The organism is Amycolatopsis sp. NPDC104587, from assembly GCF_055583645.1.
Genome location: NZ_JBVJNO010000009.1, coordinates 447,596 through 464,886, shown reverse-complemented (window position 1 = coordinate 464,886; position 17,291 = coordinate 447,596). Strand labels below are relative to the sequence as shown.

Sequence of the window (17,291 nt, the reverse complement as noted above, 5' to 3'; positions counted from 1 at the left end):
TCCTCAGGCGGTCAGGCGGGCGTAGGTGGGGTGCCAGCGCAGCAGGCGGCGTTCGAGGAGACGGGTGACGAGGTCGCAGAGGATCCCGATCACGGCGTAGATGAGCACGACGAGCACGATCACGTCGGTCTGCAGGAACTCGCGGGCGTTGGTGGCCATGAAGCCGAGCCCGGCGTCCGCGCCGAGCGTTTCGGCGATGACCAGCGCGAGCCAGGCCGCGGTGAGCGACAGCCGGAGGCCGCCGAGGATCGAGGGCAGCGCGCCCGGCAGCACGACCCAGCGGATCTGTGCGGTGCGGCCGAGGCCGACCACGTCGGTCATCTCGAGGAGCTTCGGGTCGATCTGCCGGATGCCGAGCACGGTGGTCAGGTACAGCGGGACGGCGGTGCCGAGCGCGATCAGGAAGATCTTCCCGGCCTCGCCGATCCCGAACCAGACGATGACCAGCGGCAGGATGGCCAGGAACGGCACCGCGCGGACCATCTGGATGCTGCGGTCCAGCAGCGCTTCGGCCACTTTGGACAGTCCGACGAGCAGCCCGATCCCGAGGCCGAGGCTCGCTCCGATGACGAACCCGGTCGCCGACCGCTGGAGGCTGGCCAGCAGGTTCGTCACCAGTTCGCCGTCGGCCAGCAGATCTCCGGCCTTGACCAGCACGCTGCTGGGCGCGGGCAGGACCTGCTTCGGCAGGATCCCGGTTTGCGCGAGCAGCTCCCAGAGGACGAGCAAGGCCAGCGGGGTCAGCCAGGACACCGCGCGGTACGGGAACCGGATCCCCGTGGCCGGGGGCCGGTCGAGGGCGCGCGTCACCGCGGATCGAGCCCGGAGTCGACGTATTCGCTCAGCTTCTTGCCACCGGGGAACAGCCCTTGCTGCACCCAGGTGTCGTAGGTCTTCTGGAGCTGGGCGGCGAGCGCGGCGTCGACCGGGATGCGCTGGTAGGTCGTCTCGTCCGGGCGGACCTGCGCGGCGATCGCCAGGGGCTGGTGCGCGAAGTCGGCGTACCACTTGTCGAACGCGTCGGGGTTGTCCTTGGACCAGGAGTAGCTCCTGTCGACGCGGCCGGCGAAATCCTGGATGGCGGTGCGCTTGCGCGGGTCGCCCAGGGCCTTGTCGGTGGCCGAGAGGACGTTGAGGCCGCTGTTGATGCCGGCGCCGTCGGACAGGACGCGGGCGCCGAGCTCGCCGCGGGCGCGGGCGGCGTAGACGCTCCAGGTGGCCCAGGCATCGATGTTGCCGGTGGAGAAGGCGCCGTTCGCCTCGGCGGGGGCGAGGAAGTTCAGCGTGACGTCCTTGTCCGACAACCCAGCCTGCTTCAGCGCACCGATCACCAGGTAGTGCGCGACGCTGCCGCGGGTGGTCGGGGAGATGCGCTTGCCCTTGAGGTCGGCGACCGTACGGGCGGGGCTGTCCTTCGGCACCAGCAGGTAGGTGCCCTTGCCGCCGTTGTTCCAGGCCGCGGCGACCTTGATCTTGGAGCCGCCGGCGATCGCCGTGACGGTGGGGGAGTCGTTGGCGCCGCCGATGTCGATCGCGTCGGCGCGCAGGGCTTCGTGGAGGTTGACCGCGGCGGCGAACTGCGACCATTCGATCTTGTACGGCAGGTTGTCCAGGAGCCCGGCTGCCTTGAGCCGGGACTGGGTGGCACCGGTCTGGTCGCCGACGCGCAGCACCACCTCACCCGAAGCGTCCGATGGGGACGAACCGCAGGCCGCGAGCGTGGTGAGGCCGAGCAGAGCGGCGAGCAGGAGCGCGAGCCGGGGTTTCGAGGGCATGACGGAACTCCCCAATGCGGTGTCGGCCGCGGAGATTCGGAGGCGGGTCCGGGACTAATCAGTCACCGGCATGTGTCTATTTTCCCTCGTGGCGGAGTGGAGTCAACGCCCGCGCCCGGGTTCTCACGAGCCGGGAAGAACTCCACTGTGGACTGTCGCTGCCCTTGCGGCGTCGAGGTATTCACGCAGCGGGCGCCAGCCGGGCACGACGAACCGGCCGCCGGGACCGGTGAAGGTCAGCGTCGGCAAGGCGTAGCGGACGTGGTGTTCGAGGTGCTTCGCGCGCCCGCTGTGCGGCCCGGGCGCGGTGATGTCGAGGACTTCCGGGCACGGACTCCTCGTCTCGCGCCAATCGTCGCGCACGGCTCGGCGGACTTCGTCACCGAGCATGGCCACGTGCAGGGCCGTGAGGTCGAGGCCAGGTACGTCCTCGACGGCGGCGAGCACGCGTTCGGTGCTGTCGGCCGGGGTACCCAGGACGAAGGTCGTCTCGCGCAGCCGTCTCAAGACCAGGTCGGCGACGGCTTCCCCTTGTGCTTCGGCGGCTTTCGCGGCGAGTGAGGCCGGCCAGCTCGTCTTCGCCACCCAGCACAGCTCCGGCGGTTTCGGAGCGCCGGTGTGCTCGGTGACGCCGTCGATGAACTTCGCATACCAAGCGGCTTCGGCGACCGGATCCGGCGCGGGGTCTTCGTCGTCGTCAAACAGGATGCCGAACACCCGGCGCCACCGGACGCCGGAGAGCTCCGCCCGCAGCCGGCGGAACTTCGGCTCCGACCCCCACGCCCACGGGCAGGCGGGGTCGGTGTACTCGACGACGTCGAGCGCCGGGGTCACGGGTCAGTCCTCGGGCACGTCGACCGGGGCCCACAGACTGGGCAGGTTGACCACGATGCCCTCCTGGCTGCTGCGGGCGATGATGACGACGGCTTCTTCGTCGGTCGGGTTCTCCTCGCGGTGCGGCACGTACGGCGGCACGAAGATGTAGTCACCAGGCCCGGCTTCGATGCGGATCTCCTCCTCACCGTCGGCGAAGACGAACACCGGGTGACCCGACTTGACGTAGATCGCCGTCTCGGCTTCGCCGTGGTGGTGGTCGCCGGAGTTGGTGACCGGCGCGACGTGCGTCTCGCCCATCCAGACTTTCGACGAGCCGACGGTCTTGCCGGAGATCGCTTCAAGGCGGGTCATCCCGGTGGTCTGGTTGGTGTCGCCGGTCAGGTCGGCGCCGCGGATGTGGCGCAGCGGCTGGTGCCAGAGGTCGGTCATCGAAGTCCTTTCACGTGGCGACGCGGACCGGGGTCGCGTCGCTGAGCAGGTCGGCGATCGTCGTCGCACGCAGGATGGCATCGAGCCCGGCTTCGACGTCGGACCAGAACGGGGTCAGGCCGGCGGCCGTACCGTGGTAAGCCAGAGCGGGCCGGGGCTCGCCGCGCACGGAGAGGAACTCGCCGTCGACCGCCACCACGGCGTCCCGCACGGTGACCTCGCCGGCCGGGCGAGCGAGCCAGTAGCCGCCCTCGCAGCCGCGCTGGCTGCGGACCAGGCCCGCCTGGCGCAGGTCGCGGATGACCGCCTTGATGAACCGGGCCGGGATGTCCTGGGTGGAGGCGACGGCTTCGCAGGTGATCGGCCGCGTGGTGTCCGCGGCGAGCTCCAGCAGCACCCTGATCGCGTAGTCCGCCCTGGCCGAGATGCGCATGCCCGCCATCATCCCCGGACCAGTGCCGGTGAGCGCGTTCCGGCCCGCAGCCATTCCAGGAACTGGACGATTTCGGCGGCGACGCTGCGGTGGTCGACGTCGTTGAGCACGTCGTGCCGCCCGCCTTCGACCTGCACGAACCGGCCCGCGGGGAGGCGCTCGGCGAACTCGCGGGCGGCCTGTGGGTCCGCGACGCGGTCGGCGGCGCCGTGGAGCACGAGTACCGGTCCGGGTGGGACCGCGGCGGGCGGGCCGGCGGGTTCGCGCGTCAACGCGCCCCGCGCCAGTCGCTCGTCGCCCTCGAGCCGGGCGCGATGCACCGGACACGCCGTCCGCGCGTCCAGTTCCCCCTCCCAAGGCAGGTCGCCGGCCGGGCACGAGAGCGGCAGCCCGGCCGCGACCACGGCGTGCACGGGCAGTTCCGCCGCCAGCGCCAGGGCGCGGGTCGCGCCGGTGTCGCTGCCGAGCAGCACCACCGGCACCGGGCCGCCGCGGAGCTCGGCGGCGACGTCACCGTCGGCGGCGACCGCGACGACCCGGTAGCCGTCGAAGGCCAGCCGGGTGCCGAGCCGCTCGTAGACGCCGGGGTGCTCGCCCCGGCCGGGGAGGACGACCACCGTGCCGCGCACGGTCGCCGTCGCGGGTGGCGCCCAGCGGGCCACCTCGGTCCGGGCGAGCGTCATACGGCGGCCACCGCGGCGGGCCGGCGCTCGCGGCGGGCCAGCTCCGACCGCACCAGCGGCAGCAGGTGCCTGCCGTAGTCGATCGTGTCGTCGAGCGGGTCGTAGCCGCGGATCAGCAGGGTGGTGACGCCGATGTCGACGTAGTCCAGCAACGCCTGCGCCACCGTCTCGGGCGTGCCGACCAGCGCGGTGGAGTTGCCCGCGGCGCCGGTCGCGGTGGCCAGGGGAGTCCACAGTGCACGGTCGTGGCGATCGGCCTTCGCCGCCGCTGCCAGCAGCCGCACACTGCCGACATTGGTCGGCGGGCCACCGTCACGCCACTCCCGCGCCGCCTTCGCCGCCCCGGAGGCCGTGATCTTGTCGAGGATCCGCTCGGCGCGTTCCCACGCCAGCTCTTCGGTCGGCGCGAGGATGGGCCGGAACGACACGCTGATCCCCGGCGGGGTGAGCCGTCCGGCCGCCTTCGCCGCCGCCTGGACGGACGCGATCTGCTCCGCCGTCTCCTTCAGCGGCTCGCCCCACAGGGCGAACACGTCGGCGTGCTTGCCGCCGACGCGGTAGGCCGCCTCCGACGAACCCCCGAAGTACAGCGGGATCCGCGGGTTCTGCACCGGGCGCACCTGTGGGGTGTAGTCGTCGAGCCGGTAGTGCTTGCCGTGGTGGGAAAACGCGGAACCGGACGTCCAGGCGCGTTTGAGGATCTCCAGGTACTCGTCGGTGCGCTCGTAGCGCTCGTCCTTGGGCAGGTAGTCGCCGTCGCGGGCCTGTTCGACGTCGCTGCCGCCGGTGATGGTGTGCACCGCGACGCGTCCGCCGCTGAAGTGGTCGAGGGTGGCGAACGCGCGCGCGGCCAGCGTCGGCGCGACGAACCCCGGCCGGTGGGCGATCAGCACGCCGAGGCGCTCGGTGTGCGCGGCGGTGTAGGCGGCGACCTGCTGCCCTTCCGGCCAGCCCGCGCCGTAGCCGATGAGCACGCGGTCGAACCCGCCGTCCTCGTGCGCCCGGGCGAACCGGCGGACGTAGGCCGGGTCGACGACCGGTCCTCTCGCCGGCCGGGTCTCGCTCGCGTCCTGGGTGCCGATCATGCCGACGAACTCGACGGGCATCTGCTTTCCTTTCGCTGCACGGCAAACGCCTCAGTAGCGAACGACACGGGCAGTCGCGCTGTCAATTGGACATCTCCGGGTGTCCATTTGGTGGACGTCGCTGGCCCGCGGCCGTCCGGTCGGCTTATCGTGCGCCTCGCAGGCCCCGAGCAGACCGGAGGAACTCGTGACCGCGACCGTCGCCACCGTGCCGCAGCCCGATCTGTCCGCGTTGCCGTCGATCGTCGCCCGGCTGTCCGAGCGGGCGGGGGAGCACGACCGCGACGCGACTTTCCCGCACGAGGGCGTCGAACTCGTGCACGCGGCCGGACTGCTGACCACCACCGTGCACCCGCGCTACGGCGGTCCTGGCGCCGGAGTGCTCGACACCGCGCGGCTGCTCGCCGAACTCGGCCGCGGCGACCCGTCGGTGGCCCTGGTGACCGCCATGACGCTGTTCATCCACGCCGCCCAGGGAATCGACCCGACCTGGCCCGATGACCTCTACCGAGAGGTGCTCGCCGAGTCCGCCGAGCGGCCCGTGCTGATCAACGCGTTACGCGTGGAACCCGAACTCGGGTCGCCGACACGCGGCGGGCTGCCCGCGACCGTTGCGCGCCGGACCGCGGACGGCTGGCGCCTGTCCGGCCGCAAGATCTACTCCACCGGCTCGGTCGGGCTGCGCTGGATGGTCGTCTGGGCCAGAACCGACGAACCCGAACCGCGAGTCGGGGGATTCCTGGTCCGCGCCGACACCCCCGGAATCGAGATCGAGCCGACCTGGGACCACCTCGGCCTGCGCGCGAGTGCGAGTCACGACGTGGTGTTCACCGACGTCCCGATCGCCGGAGGCGCGACCGCGGGACTGTCCACACCGGACGTTCAGCGGCCGTCGGTCCTGACGTTCCCGCTGGCCCTCCCGGCGCTCTACCTCGGCGTCGCCCGGAATGCGCTGGACTGGCTCACCGGTTTCCTCCGCGAGCGCGTGCCGAGTGGGCTGGGCAAGCCGTTGGCCACACTGCCGAGATTCCAGAGCGGTGTGGGCGAGATCGCCGCCCGGATCACCGGCGCGGAGGAAGTCCTTTTCGGACTCGCTCGCCGAGTCGACGAAGGTGATCCCGGGGCCGCGGCGGGCGTTGCCAAGGTGCTCGCGACCCGCCTGCTCATCGAGGCCGTCGAGCAGGCTGTCGCCCTCGCCGGAAACCCCGGGCTGACCCGGGCCAACCCCCTGCAGCGGCACTACCGGGACGTGCTGTGCAGCCGCGTCCACACCCCACAGGACGACGCCGTGCTGACCGGCCTGGGCCGGTCGATCCTCGGCTGACCCGCCACTTCCCCAGGGAGAAATCCGTGTCGATATCCACCACCGGCGTGCTCGCGCGAGCCCGCAAACGCACTGAAGGTCCGTCGCGCAAGTCGTCGCGGCGGCCCGATCTGCGGCGCTGGATCAGCCCGGTGGTGCTCATCGCCGCCTGGCAGATCGCGAGCGCGACCGGCGTCCTGCCGCCCGACAAGCTGAGCTCACCGTGGACGGTCGTGCAGGCCGGGGTCGAAGTCGCGCGCAGCGGTGAACTCGGTGACGCCTTCGCCGTGTCGCTCGGCCGCGTCGGCGCCGGGTTCGCGATCGGCGCCGTCATCGGGGTGGTGCTCGGCATCGTGGCCGGACTGTCCCGCTGGGGCGAGGTGCTGGTCGACCCGCCCGTGCAGATGCTGCGCACGCTGCCCTTCCTCGGCCTGATCCCGCTGTTCATCCTGTGGTTCGGCATCGGCGAGGAGACCAAGATCGTGCTGGTCGCGCTCGGCGTGGCCTTCCCGCTGTACCTGAACGTCCACTCGGGAATCCGCGGCGCGGCCCCGGACCTCGTCGAAGCTTCGCGGGCGCTCGGGTTCAGCCGCGCGGAGCGGTTGTGGCACGTGGTGATCCCGGGGGCGTTGCCGCAGGCGCTGGTCGGGTTGCGGCAGTCGCTGGGGATCGCCTGGCTGGCGCTGATTGTGGGAGAGACCGTCAATGCCGACGCCGGGGTCGGCTATCTGATCAACAACGCGCGGGAGTTCCTGCGCACCGACGTCGTGGTGGTCGGCCTCGTCCTGTACGCCCTGCTCGGCCTGGTCACCGACGCGCTGGTCCGGCTGCTCGAACGGAAGGTGCTGCGGTGGCGAACCCGGTAGCCGAGGTCCGGGACCTCACCAAGCGGTTCGGCGACCGCACCATCCTCGAGGGACTCGATCTGACCGTCGACCGCGGCGAGTTCGTCGCGCTGCTGGGCCGCAGCGGCTCCGGTAAGTCGACGCTGCTGCGGGTGCTGGCCGGCCTGGACGACGACGTCGACGGCCACGTCGTGGTGGGCGGCACCGTCTCGGTCGCTTTCCAGCAGCCGCGGCTGCTGCCGTGGCGGAAGGTCTGGCGCAACGTCGTGCTCGGCCTGCGCCAGGACGGCGTCTCGAAGTCCCGCAACCGCGCGCTGGCCGAGAAGGCCCTTGCCGAAGTCCACCTGACCGACCACGCCGACGACTGGCCGCTCACCCTCTCCGGCGGCGAGGCCCAGCGCGTGTCGCTGGCCCGCGCCCTGGTGCGTGAACCCGGCCTGCTCCTGCTCGACGAGCCGTTCGGCGCCCTCGACGCGCTCACCCGGATCGCGATGCACGGCCTGGTCCAGGACCTCTGGCGGCGCCACCGGCCCGGCGTGCTGCTGGTGACCCACGACGTCGACGAGGCCCTGCGGCTCGCCGGCCGGGTCCTGGTGCTCGACGGCGGCCGGATCGTGGCCGAGCACCGGCCGCGCGACGCCGACCACGATGACCTCCGCCGGCGCGTGCTGGCCGACCTGGGAGTGACCGAGGACGCGGCGGCGTAGCGGGGACGGTCCCAGCGCGCGGACGGCCGTTGACACTCCCGTGGCGTCCCGGTCTACTCGGGATCATGGACGGCACCCAGCTCACCCGCCGCCGCCACGTCGACTTCGTCCGCGGCGCCGGTTCGCGCTGTACCGCCTGACCATTCCCGCCTGATCACCCCGCGCCCGGGGCTCTTCGTCGTGCCCGCGCACGGTCCGGGTCCGCGGGTGGTCCGTCCTGCCCGCGCACCGAAGGGATCCCCGTGACCACCAAGGAAAAGACCACCGCCGACTGGATCGCGGCCGCGAAGGACGTCGCCGCGAAGCTCGCGGTCGACGCCGTCGAGCGCGACCGCCGCAACGCCACCCCGCACGAAGAGATCCGGCTGCTCAAAGACGCCGGCCTGGTCACCCTGCTGGGCCCGCCCGAACACGGTGGCGCCGGGCAGACCTGGGACACCGCCTACCGCGTGACCCGCGAGATCGCCCGCGCGGACGGCTCGATCGGCCAGCTGCTCGGCTACCACTACCTCTGGGCCTGGGCGGCGCGGCTGGTGGCCACCGACGACCAGATCGCCGCCGTCGAAGAGCTCTACACCACCAACAACTTCTTCTTCGGCGGCGCGGTCAACCCCCGCGACTCCGACCTCACCATCACCGAAGACGGCGACGACATCGTCTACAACGGACACAAGTCGTTCTCCACCGGCAGCAAGGTCTCCGACCTGACCGTGCTCGAAGGCGTCCTCGCCGAAACCGAGGACCACATCTTCGCGATCGTGCCCTCCGACCAGCCGGGCATCGTCTTCCACGACGACTGGGACAACATCGGCCAGCGCCTCACCGAGTCCGGGAGCGTCGCGATCACCGACGTGCGGGTGCCGTGGGCGAGCGCGGCCGGGTACGTCGACCGGAAGTTCCACCCGCTCACCTACAACACGCTCAACGTCCCGGCGATCCAGCTGGTGTTCACCAACTTCTACCTCGGCATCGCCCAGGGCGCCCTCGACGCCGGGCTCGCCTACACCCGCGAGCGCACCCGGCCCTGGCCCTACGGTGGCGACGACAAGGACGCCGCGACCGAGGAGTGGTACATCCTCGACGGCTACGGCGATCTCCAGGCGAAGCTGTGGGCGGCCGAGGCCCTCACCGACAAGGCAGGCGCGGCGATCTCGCACGTGCTGCACGCGCCCCGCGAAGAGCTGACCCCGGAGGTCCGGGGCGAGCTGGCGGTGCTGATCGCCGCGGCCAAGCAGCGCGTGATCGAGACGGGCCTGGAGATCGGGACGAAGATCTTCGAGCTGACGGGCGCCCGCGCGAGCGCGTCGAAGCACGGCCTGGACCGGTTCTGGCGCAACCTGCGCACGCATTCCCTGCACGACCCGGTGGCGTACAAGCGCCGCGAGGTCGGCGTCTACGCGCTGCGCGGCGAACTGCCGGAGCCGACCTGGTACACCTGAGGTGTCAGCTGGTCGGGCCGCCGACCAGCACCGACCACCCGGCGTCGATCCGCAGGACCGAACCGGTGGCCGCGCGCAGCGCGGGGTCGGCGGCCAGCGCGACCGCGGCGGCGACGTCGTCGGGCTCGAGCACGCGGCCCAGTACGGACTCCCGTGCGAGGAGGGCTCCGCGTTCGCCGTCCAGCACGCCGTCGCGGACGCATCCGGCGGCCACGTGCCGGGCGAAGGTCGCTAAGGCGGACTTCGCGGTCCCGTAGGCCGGCCGGCCCGCAGCGACGTAGTCGGCGGCGGTACTGACCAGGTAGGTCGGCGGCAAGCGGACCGGGATGGTTGTGGTGTCGCTGCTGGACGGTCCGCTGCGGTTCAGCCGGCTCCGGCAGGCCCTCGGGCCGGTGACGGCGAAGGTTCCGACACAGACACTCCGCGACATGCAACGCGACGGTCTCGTCACCCGGCTCGACCACGACGCCAACCCACCTCACGTCGAGTACGAGCTGACCGACCTCGGCAGGAGCTCGGTGGAGTTGATCGACGCGATGCGCGAGTGGAGCGGGCGTCACCTGGCCGAGCTTCTCGCCAACCGGCGAGGACACGGCGAGTGCTGATCACCCGGCCTTGACGGCGTGTACCGCTTCGGCCACCGAGAGGAGGGTGGCGATCGGGTCGTCGCCGAGGGGGGAGACGCCGACCTGGTCGGCGCCGGCGTCGCGGTGGGCCAGCAGCCGGGCCGCGACCGTGGCCGGGTCGCCGTGGGCGACGAGCGCGTCGATGAGCCGGTCGCTTCCCGCCTGGGAAAGGTCGGTTTCGGTGAAGCCGAGCCGTCGGAGGTTGTTCGCGTAGTTGGTGACGCCCAGCGCGAGCCCGGGCGGGTTGGACCGGGCGACCGCTCGTGCTCGCCCGGCGTCCGGTTCGACGAGGGCGAAATGCCCGGGCAGCAGTAGCTTCCCCGTACCGAGAACCGACCGCGCCTGCCGGGTGTGTTCCGCGGGAACCATGCAGGGGAGGGTGCCCGCGGTGCGCTCGCGGGCCAGGCGCAGCATCCGCGGCCCGAGCGCGGCGAGTGCCACCCGGCCGGCCGGCACGCCCGCGTGACCGAGTCGGTCCAAATAGGACACGAGCGTGTCGTACGGCGAGGTGTACTCGGCGTGGACTTCGCGGTGCCCGATGCCGACGCCGAGCAGGAACCGGCCCGGGTGCTTGGCTTCGATCCGGTGGTAGGAGGTGGCGACGGTGTCCGCGTCGGCGGTCCAGGCGTTCACCACGCTCGTGCCGACCACGAGGCCGGCGGTCGCGTCGAGCAACTCCTCCACGAGGGCGAGGTCGGCCGGTGGTGAGGCGTCCAGCCAGAGTGTGCCGTAGCCGGCTCGCTCGACTTCCGCGGCGGCTGCCGGGTTCACTTCGTGCTCGCGCAGGTGGGCGCCGAGCAGGCCAAGATCAATGCTCATGCCTCGACTTCACCACGACCGCCCACTGAGAACCAGGACCGAAGCGGCCGCGCAGCGATAACCTGACGGCATCGTCGCAGGGGAGGGCCGGTGGAACTACGGGCGTTGCGGTACTTCGTCACGGTCGCCGACGAGCTGCACTTCGGCCGGGCGGCCGACCGGTTGCACATCGCCCAGCCCGCGGTCAGCAGGCAGATCGCCCGGCTGGAACGCGAACTGGGCGTCCGGCTGTTCGACCGCTCACCGCGACGGGTCCGGCTCACCACCGCCGGGCACCGCGCCCTCGACGCGGCACGGGAGGCGCTCGCGGCCGCCGACCGGGTCCGGGTCGCGGCGGTCCCGCGGGCGGGGGTCATGCGCATCGGCACCGGCACCGGCCAGTTCACCGCCCGCCTGGAACGCGGGATCGACGCGTTGCGCGAACGGGCTCCGGGGTTCGACGTGGAGCTCGTCGACCTGCCGCTGCCCGCGCGCCTGAACGCGCTGCGGCAGGGGGAACTCGACCTGGCGCTGGTGCGGGGCGTCGGAGTGGCGCCCGGGCTGCGGGTGCTGCCGACGTGGACGGAGTCGCTGTTCGCGGTCGTCTCCGCACGGCACGCCGCCGCCGGTCGCGCAGCCGTCGGCGTGGCCGAGCTGGCCGACGGTTCACTTCGGACTTCTCATGACCATGACCCGGCTGTGGTCACCGCGCTGCGGGACGCCGGCGTCCCGGCGTGGCCGGTGCACCGGGCGGGCACGGTCGGGGACACGATCGTCGAGGTCGGCTCCGACCCGCGCAGCTGGACGGTGCTGCCCGCCGACCAGGTGGCGCAGCTCCGCTCGACCCGGGTGCGCGCGATCCCGCTCGAACCTGGGATGACGATCACCGGCAGCGTTGTCGTCCCAGCCGATCTCACGGCCCACTGCGCCACAGCCCACCGGGCGGCCTTCGGTGACTGACGCCCCGCCCCGCCTGGTCGCGCCCGCCGAACGCCTGCACGCCGCCTGGCTCGAGGCGCACGCGGAGTGGGGACCAGGCCTGCACGAAGACGGCTTCGGCCTGTTGGCCACCGACGAGGTCCGAACCCCGGCGGGGTTCTCCGCGTGGGTCGCCCGCCTCGCCGCCGACGCGAGCTGCGCGTACCGGTGGATCGTCGAGGACGGTCTGGTGCTCGGCGGGATCGCCCTGCGCCACGGAAACGGTGAGTTCGTCCGGCGAGCCGGTCACATCGGCTACGGCATCCGGCCGTCCGCTCGGGGACGCGGGTTGGGCACGTGGGCGCTGGGCGAGATGCTGGCGAAGGCAGCCCGGCGCGGCATGGACCACGTTGTGCTCGTCTGCGCGGCGGACAACACCGCTTCGGCCAAGACGATCGAACGGCGAGGCGGAGTCCTCGAGAGCCTCGGCGGAGTTCGGCGCTACCGCGTCGATGTCGCGAGTGGTCGTGGCTCGTCGACCCGCCCGGGGACGGGGTAGCGAAGTCCCGTCCGTCCCGCCTCACTCGCCGCTGCGTCAGGCCAGGTCGAGGTGCTCCCGCAGGGTTGTGCCTTCGTACTCCGTTCGGTAGACGCCGCGGTTCTGCAGCTCCGGGACGAGCCGCTCGACGACGTCGTCCAGCGCGGCCGGGACCAGGTGCGGGCTGATGTTGAAGCCGTCGACCGCCCGGGTGCGGACGTACCGCGCCCATTCGTCGGCGACCTGGCCCGGGGTGCCGACGAAGCCGTGCCGGCGTGGCTGCACCTCGAGTACCAGCTGGTGGATGGACAGGTTCTTCGCTTCGGCCAGCTCCCGCCACCGCCGGATCCGGTCGAGCTTGCCGGTCCGGTCTTCGATGGAGATGGTCCCGCGGGACGGGTCCAGCTCACCCTCGGCGGGCTCGATGTCCGGCAGTGGCCCGTGTGGGTCGTAGCCGGACAGGTCCTGGCCCCAGTACTGCTCCAAGAACGCGACAGCTCGCTGCGGGCTGATCTGCCGCCGCCGGATGTCCTCCGCGCGCTCGGCCGCCTCGGCCGGGGTGTCGCCGAGGACGACGGTCGCGCCGGGCAGGATCCGGACGGCGTCCGCGGAGCGGCCGTGCCGCGCCAGCCGGGCGCGCAGGTCCTCGGCGTAGGCCACGGCCTTGTCGTAGGCAGTGTTGGCGGAGAAGACGACGTCGGCGTACTTCGCCGCCAGTTCGCGGCCGCCGGGGGAGTCCCCGGCCTGGAACAGCACCGGGCGGCCCTGCGGGCTCGGCGGCACGGTCGGCGTCGCGCGCAGGCTGACCAAGTCGGTGTGCCGGTCGACCAGCCCGCCGCCGGACCAGAGCGCGAGGGCTGCTTCGACGAACTGCTCGGCGCGCTCGTAGCGGCGCTCGTGGGCCAGCCAGCCGCCGCGGCGGAAGTTGGCGCCGGTCCAGGCGTTGTCGGTCGTGACGATGTTCCAGCCCGCCCGGCCGCCGGACAGGAAGTCCAAAGAGGACAGCCGGCGGGCGAGGTCGGCCGGGAAGTTGTACGTCGTGTTCTGCGTGGCGACCAGCCCGATGCGGGTCGTGGCCGCGGCCAGCGCGCTCAGCTGCGTGATCGCGTCCGGACGCCCGGCGACGTCGAGCGCGTGGACCCGGCCGCGGTTCTCCCGCACCCGCAGGCCTTCCCCGAGGAAGAACGCGTCGAACAGGCCGCGCTCAAGGGTGCGGGCCACCGAGACGTACGTGTCGACTTCGGTGTGCGGCGCGTTCGACGGGTCGTCCCACAGGTAGTGCGGGCCGACACCGGTGTAGAACACCCCGAGGTGCAGCCGCGCGCTCACGCGAACACGCTTTCCGGGCGCGGGAGGCCGAGCGACGTCCGCAGGGTGGCCCCGGGTTCCGGCGGGACGAGCAGACCTTGCGCGCGCAGGGCGGGCAGCACCTCACCGGCCAGTACCGGCGGGCCGGCCACCGGGTCCACGGGGAACAGCCGGACGCCGTCGACGCTCGCGGCGAGCCAGCCGAGCAGCTCGGTGAGGCCCGTCGCGGACCCGGTGTAGCGCAGCCGGTCGCCGCGTGGCCGCCGTTCGGCGGCCGTGAACCCGATCTCGACCTCCGCGAACACCAGTGGGGCGCCCGACTCCCGAGCCCGCGCGGCGCGGTCCCGGACGTCGCCGAGACCGGTGCCGCCGACCAGCACGACGTCCGGCCGCGCGGCCCCGGCCAGCTCTTCCGGGGCGAGCACCACCGGCCGGCCTTGGGGTGGCCGGGGTGTGATCAGCGGGCCCTTGACCGAGAACCGGGTGCCGGTGAAGTCGACGTGGTGCACCTTGTCCGGGTCGAGGTAGCGTCCGGTCGCGATGTCTTTGATGACGGCGTCGTCGTCCCAGGAGTCCCACAGCCGCCTCACGACCTCGACGACGTCGGCGACTTCGTGGTGCAGGGCGGCCTCGTCGAGCCGGGCCGCACCCACTGTCGCGAGCGCCTCGACCGAGTTGTCGGCGGCGACCACCCACGCGGCTCGCCCGTGGGACGCATGGTCGAGACTCGCGAGCTGAGCGGCGACGTGGAACGGCTCGGCCGTCGTGACGTTCACCGCCGGGGCCAGCCCGATCCGATCGGTCAGCGTCGCGACGTAGGCGGCACACGTGGTCGCGTCGAGCCGCGGTCCGCCCAGCGGCGAGTCGTGGAAGGTGGCGAACGTGAAGCCGGCGTGTTCGGCGGCTTCCACCACGCTGTGGGGTAAAAGCGCACCGTCGAGCTCCAGCGCGACGTGCAGGCTGCGAGGTGTCATGGCTCCACAGCTAGCCGGTGTCCCGGCGCGGCCGCACCTGCTTTCAGGATGTGGACGCGCTGGGTCCGCGGCGACCGGGCGCGGAAGATGTCCTCCGGCGGAAGGGGTGCGCGATGAAACGACTGCTCGCTGCTCTCGGACGGGCGTTCACCGGGACCGGCTGGGTACTGGTGCCGCCGGCTCCGCCGTTCGAACCCGGCTTGGCGGTGCCGGTGCCGCGGTCGGTGACCGACGTGCCGCGGGTGCCGTTGTCGCGTCGGGAACGGGAAGCGTTCTGGCGCATCGTGTCGGGCTGAGGTCCAGGATCTGGAACCCGGCGCCGCCGGATTGACCGGGATCGACCCGGCTTCCTAAGGTCTGTGAGCCAGCGAAAAGCGTCCCGGACGCTTTTCTTCCCATTCTTTCCGGAGCAGGTACTCTCATGCCCGAATCCGTCTGGGTCGCCCAGTCTGATCCGCGGGTCCGGCCATTGCTCGCCGACCTGGCCCGCGAATATTCGACCCGTTACCACCGCGTCCTCGACGACGTCCACGTCGAACTCCGCGAGTACCCCGCGGCGCGGTTCGCGGCGCCGGAAGGTGGGCTGCTCCTGATCGTCGAAGGCGGCCACGCCGTCGCAGGCGGCGCTTTCCAGCGCTACGACGACGAGACCGCCGAGCTCAAGCGGATCTGGACCCACCGGGCGCACCGCGGCGCCGGGCTCGCCCGGCGGGTCGTCGCCGAACTGGAACTCGAGGCCGCGCGCCGCGGGTACACCCGGATCTTTCTCACCACCGGGCCGAACCAGCCCGAGGCGCGTGGTCTCTACCTGGCCACCGGTTACACGCCGCACTTCGACGTCGATGCGGTCCCCACCTCGCGCCTGCCGTTCTCGAAAGCGCTTCCCGACGTCGTGGGGGCGAGATGACCAGCGACCTCGGCACCCGTCCCGCGCCCGCCGCCGCGCCGGAGGAGTCTCTCAAGATCGTGCCCGCGCGGCACCCGATGACCTGGGTGGCCGCCGCCGTCGTGGCCGTGCTCGTCGCGATGGCCGGGCACGCGCTGGTGACCAACAAGGCGTTCGACTGGCCGACGTTCTCCCGGTTCGTCTTCCAGAAATCGATCTTGGAAGCGGTCGCGCTGACCCTGGAGCTCACGTTGTTCGGGGTCGTCGCGGGATTCCTGCTGGGCACGATACTGGCCTTGATGCGCATTTCCCGGAACCCGCTTCTCCGGGCGGTCAGCTGGACCTACACGTGGATCTTCCGGTCGGTCCCGCTCATTCTGCAGCTGCTGTTCTGGTACAACCTCGCGATCCTGTACAACGAGATTTCCTTCGGCGTCCCGTTCGGGCCGTCGTTCGTCTCGGTCGGGACGATGAGCCTGATCCCGCCATTCCTCGCCGCCGGCCTCGGGCTCGCGCTGCACCAAGGTGCTTACGCTGCGGAGATCGTGCGCGCCGGGTTCCTCTCGGTCGACGCCGGGCAACGCGAAGCCGCGGCGGCGCTGGGCATCCCGGCCGGACGGCAGTTCCGCCGGATCGTGCTGCCACAGGCGATGCGCACGATCGTGCCGACCGCGGCCAACGAGATCGTGGGGCTCTTGAAGGCGACGTCGCAGGTGTACGTGATGGCGTTGCCGGAGCTCTTCTACCAGGTCCAGGTGATCTACACGCGCAGCGGCCGCGTGATACCCCTGCTGCTCGTGGCCACCGCCTGGTACCTCGCGCTGACCACGGTGCTGTCGGTCGCGCAGTACTACGTCGAACGCCACTTCGGCCGCGGCGCCCAGCGCACGCTGCCGCCGACCCCGCTGCAGCGCTTGCGCGCCATCCGGGGGCGGTCATGACCACGGACTACATGGTGGACGTGCGCGGTGTGCACAAGAGCTTCGGTGCGTTGACCGTGCTCGACGGTGTCGACCTCCGGGTCCGGGCGGGGGAAGTCACCGTCCTCTTGGGACCGTCCGGGTCCGGGAAGTCGACGTTGCTGCGGCTGATCAACCACCTCGAGCGCGCCGACCGCGGGTTCATCAGCGTCGGCGGCGAGCTGATGGGCTACCGCCGCTCCGGCAACCGCCTGCACGAGCTGAAAGAGCGGGACATCCTCAAGCAGCGCACCCGGATCGGGTTCGTCTTCCAGAACTTCAACCTCTTCGGGCACCTGACCGTGCTGGAGAACGTCGTCGAGGCGCCGATCTCCGCCCAGCGTCGCCCGCGCGCGGAAGCCGAGGCCAAGGCCCGCGAACTGCTCGCCCGCGTCGGGCTCGAGGACAAGGTGTCCGAGTATCCGCGGCGGCTGTCCGGCGGCCAGCAGCAGCGGGTCGCGATCGCGCGGGCGCTGGCCCTCGAACCGGACGTCCTGCTCTTCGACGAACCCACCTCGGCCCTCGACCCCGAGCTGGTCGGCGAAGTCCTGGAGGTCATCCGGGACCTCGCGAAAGCCGGTACGACCATGGTAGTCGTCACCCATGAGCTCGGCTTCGCCCGCGAAGTCGCCGACACCGTCGTGTTCCTCGACGAGGGGCGGGTGGTCGAACAAGGCCCGCCTGCCGAAGTCCTCGACCACCCCCGTCACGCCCGCACGCGGGCCTTCGTCGACAAAGTCCTTTGAGG

At 71.8% G+C, this 17,291-nt stretch carries 22 protein-coding genes; 11 read left to right on the top strand and 11 right to left on the bottom strand.

Annotated elements, in window-relative coordinates:
- Positions 1–3 precede the first annotated feature (3 nt).
- The 7 genes from ACZ61C_RS29420 to ACZ61C_RS29390 form a co-directional block, all read right to left on the bottom strand.
- Positions 4–810, bottom strand: a complete 807-nt coding sequence (locus ACZ61C_RS29420) for an ABC transporter permease subunit (protein WP_465311085.1) — start codon at positions 808–810, stop codon at positions 4–6.
- The gene (locus tag ACZ61C_RS29415) at positions 807–1,775 is read right to left on the bottom strand and encodes an ABC transporter substrate-binding protein (RefSeq protein WP_465311084.1); all 969 of its coding nucleotides are present in this window, start codon (positions 1,773–1,775) and stop codon (positions 807–809) included. Before ACZ61C_RS29415 ends, ACZ61C_RS29420 begins: the two co-directional genes overlap by 4 nt.
- A gap of 123 nt (positions 1,776–1,898) precedes the next feature.
- A complete protein-coding gene (locus ACZ61C_RS29410; protein WP_465311083.1) occupies positions 1,899–2,609 on the bottom strand; it encodes a DsbA family oxidoreductase in 711 nt (236 codons plus the stop codon).
- Between the two features lie 3 nt (positions 2,610–2,612).
- The gene (locus ACZ61C_RS29405; protein ID WP_465311082.1) at positions 2,613–3,041 is read right to left on the bottom strand and encodes a cupin domain-containing protein; all 429 of its coding nucleotides are present in this window, start codon (positions 3,039–3,041) and stop codon (positions 2,613–2,615) included.
- Between the two features lie 10 nt (positions 3,042–3,051).
- A complete protein-coding gene (locus ACZ61C_RS29400; RefSeq protein WP_465311081.1) occupies positions 3,052–3,474 on the bottom strand; it encodes an RrF2 family transcriptional regulator in 423 nt (140 codons plus the stop codon).
- A gap of 8 nt (positions 3,475–3,482) precedes the next feature.
- A complete protein-coding gene (locus ACZ61C_RS29395; protein WP_465311080.1) occupies positions 3,483–4,157 on the bottom strand; it encodes an alpha/beta hydrolase in 675 nt (224 codons plus the stop codon).
- The gene (locus tag ACZ61C_RS29390; protein WP_465311079.1) at positions 4,154–5,263 is read right to left on the bottom strand and encodes an LLM class flavin-dependent oxidoreductase; all 1,110 of its coding nucleotides are present in this window, start codon (positions 5,261–5,263) and stop codon (positions 4,154–4,156) included. Before ACZ61C_RS29390 ends, ACZ61C_RS29395 begins: the two co-directional genes overlap by 4 nt.
- 166 nt (positions 5,264–5,429) lie before the next feature.
- Between ACZ61C_RS29390 and ACZ61C_RS29385 the strand changes: the two genes are divergently transcribed.
- From ACZ61C_RS29385 to ACZ61C_RS29370, 4 genes are all read left to right on the top strand, one after another.
- A complete protein-coding gene (locus ACZ61C_RS29385; RefSeq protein WP_465311078.1) occupies positions 5,430–6,566 on the top strand; it encodes an acyl-CoA dehydrogenase family protein in 1,137 nt (378 codons plus the stop codon).
- Between the two features lie 26 nt (positions 6,567–6,592).
- Entirely contained in the window at positions 6,593–7,411 is an 819-nt protein-coding gene (locus tag ACZ61C_RS29380; RefSeq protein ID WP_465311077.1) for an ABC transporter permease, read from the top strand.
- On the top strand, positions 7,396–8,097 hold the full coding sequence (locus ACZ61C_RS29375) for an ABC transporter ATP-binding protein (protein WP_465311076.1): 702 nt from the start codon (positions 7,396–7,398) through the stop codon (positions 8,095–8,097). The genes ACZ61C_RS29380 and ACZ61C_RS29375 overlap by 16 nt, the downstream gene beginning before the upstream one ends.
- Before the next feature lie 242 nt (positions 8,098–8,339).
- A complete protein-coding gene (locus ACZ61C_RS29370; protein ID WP_465311075.1) occupies positions 8,340–9,536 on the top strand; it encodes an acyl-CoA dehydrogenase family protein in 1,197 nt (398 codons plus the stop codon).
- A 4-nt stretch (positions 9,537–9,540) separates the two neighbouring features.
- On the opposite strand, the gene ACZ61C_RS29365 is transcribed toward ACZ61C_RS29370, so the two are convergent.
- Complete coding sequence (locus tag ACZ61C_RS29365; RefSeq protein ID WP_465311074.1) at positions 9,541–9,852, bottom strand: Rossmann-fold NAD(P)-binding domain-containing protein; 312 nt, start codon at positions 9,850–9,852, stop codon at positions 9,541–9,543.
- Positions 9,853–9,862: 10 nt separating this feature from the next.
- On the opposite strand from ACZ61C_RS29365, the gene ACZ61C_RS29360 reads away from it, so the two are divergent.
- Positions 9,863–10,141, top strand: a complete 279-nt coding sequence (locus ACZ61C_RS29360) for a winged helix-turn-helix transcriptional regulator (protein ID WP_465311073.1) — start codon at positions 9,863–9,865, stop codon at positions 10,139–10,141.
- Here ACZ61C_RS29360 and ACZ61C_RS29355 read toward each other — a convergent pair whose 3' ends face one another.
- Positions 10,142–10,981, bottom strand: coding sequence for a TIGR03620 family F420-dependent LLM class oxidoreductase (locus ACZ61C_RS29355; protein WP_465311072.1), 840 nt, complete (start codon positions 10,979–10,981; stop codon positions 10,142–10,144).
- Positions 10,982–11,071: 90 nt separating this feature from the next.
- Between ACZ61C_RS29355 and ACZ61C_RS29350 the strand changes: the two genes are divergently transcribed.
- Positions 11,072–11,920, top strand: coding sequence for a LysR family transcriptional regulator (locus ACZ61C_RS29350; RefSeq protein WP_465311071.1), 849 nt, complete (start codon positions 11,072–11,074; stop codon positions 11,918–11,920).
- A complete protein-coding gene (locus tag ACZ61C_RS29345) occupies positions 11,913–12,437 on the top strand; it encodes a GNAT family N-acetyltransferase (protein ID WP_465311070.1) in 525 nt (174 codons plus the stop codon). Before ACZ61C_RS29350 ends, ACZ61C_RS29345 begins: the two co-directional genes overlap by 8 nt.
- A gap of 36 nt (positions 12,438–12,473) precedes the next feature.
- Here ACZ61C_RS29345 and ACZ61C_RS29340 read toward each other — a convergent pair whose 3' ends face one another.
- Both ACZ61C_RS29340 and ACZ61C_RS29335 read right to left on the bottom strand, forming a co-directional pair.
- The gene (locus tag ACZ61C_RS29340; protein WP_465311069.1) at positions 12,474–13,745 is read right to left on the bottom strand and encodes an LLM class flavin-dependent oxidoreductase; all 1,272 of its coding nucleotides are present in this window, start codon (positions 13,743–13,745) and stop codon (positions 12,474–12,476) included.
- Entirely contained in the window at positions 13,742–14,698 is a 957-nt protein-coding gene (locus tag ACZ61C_RS29335; RefSeq protein ID WP_465311068.1) for an LLM class flavin-dependent oxidoreductase, read from the bottom strand. The genes ACZ61C_RS29340 and ACZ61C_RS29335 overlap by 4 nt, the downstream gene beginning before the upstream one ends.
- A 113-nt stretch (positions 14,699–14,811) precedes the next feature.
- Between ACZ61C_RS29335 and ACZ61C_RS29330 the strand changes: the two genes are divergently transcribed.
- The 4 genes from ACZ61C_RS29330 to ACZ61C_RS29315 all read left to right on the top strand — a co-directional run bounded on the left by ACZ61C_RS29330 (position 14,812) and on the right by ACZ61C_RS29315 (position 17,289).
- Entirely contained in the window at positions 14,812–14,994 is a 183-nt protein-coding gene (locus tag ACZ61C_RS29330; protein ID WP_465311067.1) for a hypothetical protein, read from the top strand.
- Positions 14,995–15,119: 125 nt separating this feature from the next.
- Positions 15,120–15,605, top strand: a complete 486-nt coding sequence (locus tag ACZ61C_RS29325; protein ID WP_465311066.1) for a GNAT family N-acetyltransferase — start codon at positions 15,120–15,122, stop codon at positions 15,603–15,605.
- Positions 15,602–16,525 carry an amino acid ABC transporter permease gene (locus ACZ61C_RS29320; RefSeq protein WP_465311065.1) on the top strand — a complete coding sequence of 308 codons (924 nt, stop codon included), beginning with the start codon at positions 15,602–15,604 and terminating at the stop codon, positions 16,523–16,525. The genes ACZ61C_RS29325 and ACZ61C_RS29320 overlap by 4 nt, the downstream gene beginning before the upstream one ends.
- A complete protein-coding gene (locus ACZ61C_RS29315) occupies positions 16,522–17,289 on the top strand; it encodes an amino acid ABC transporter ATP-binding protein (protein ID WP_465311064.1) in 768 nt (255 codons plus the stop codon). The genes ACZ61C_RS29320 and ACZ61C_RS29315 overlap by 4 nt, the downstream gene beginning before the upstream one ends.
- Positions 17,290–17,291 lie beyond the last annotated feature (2 nt).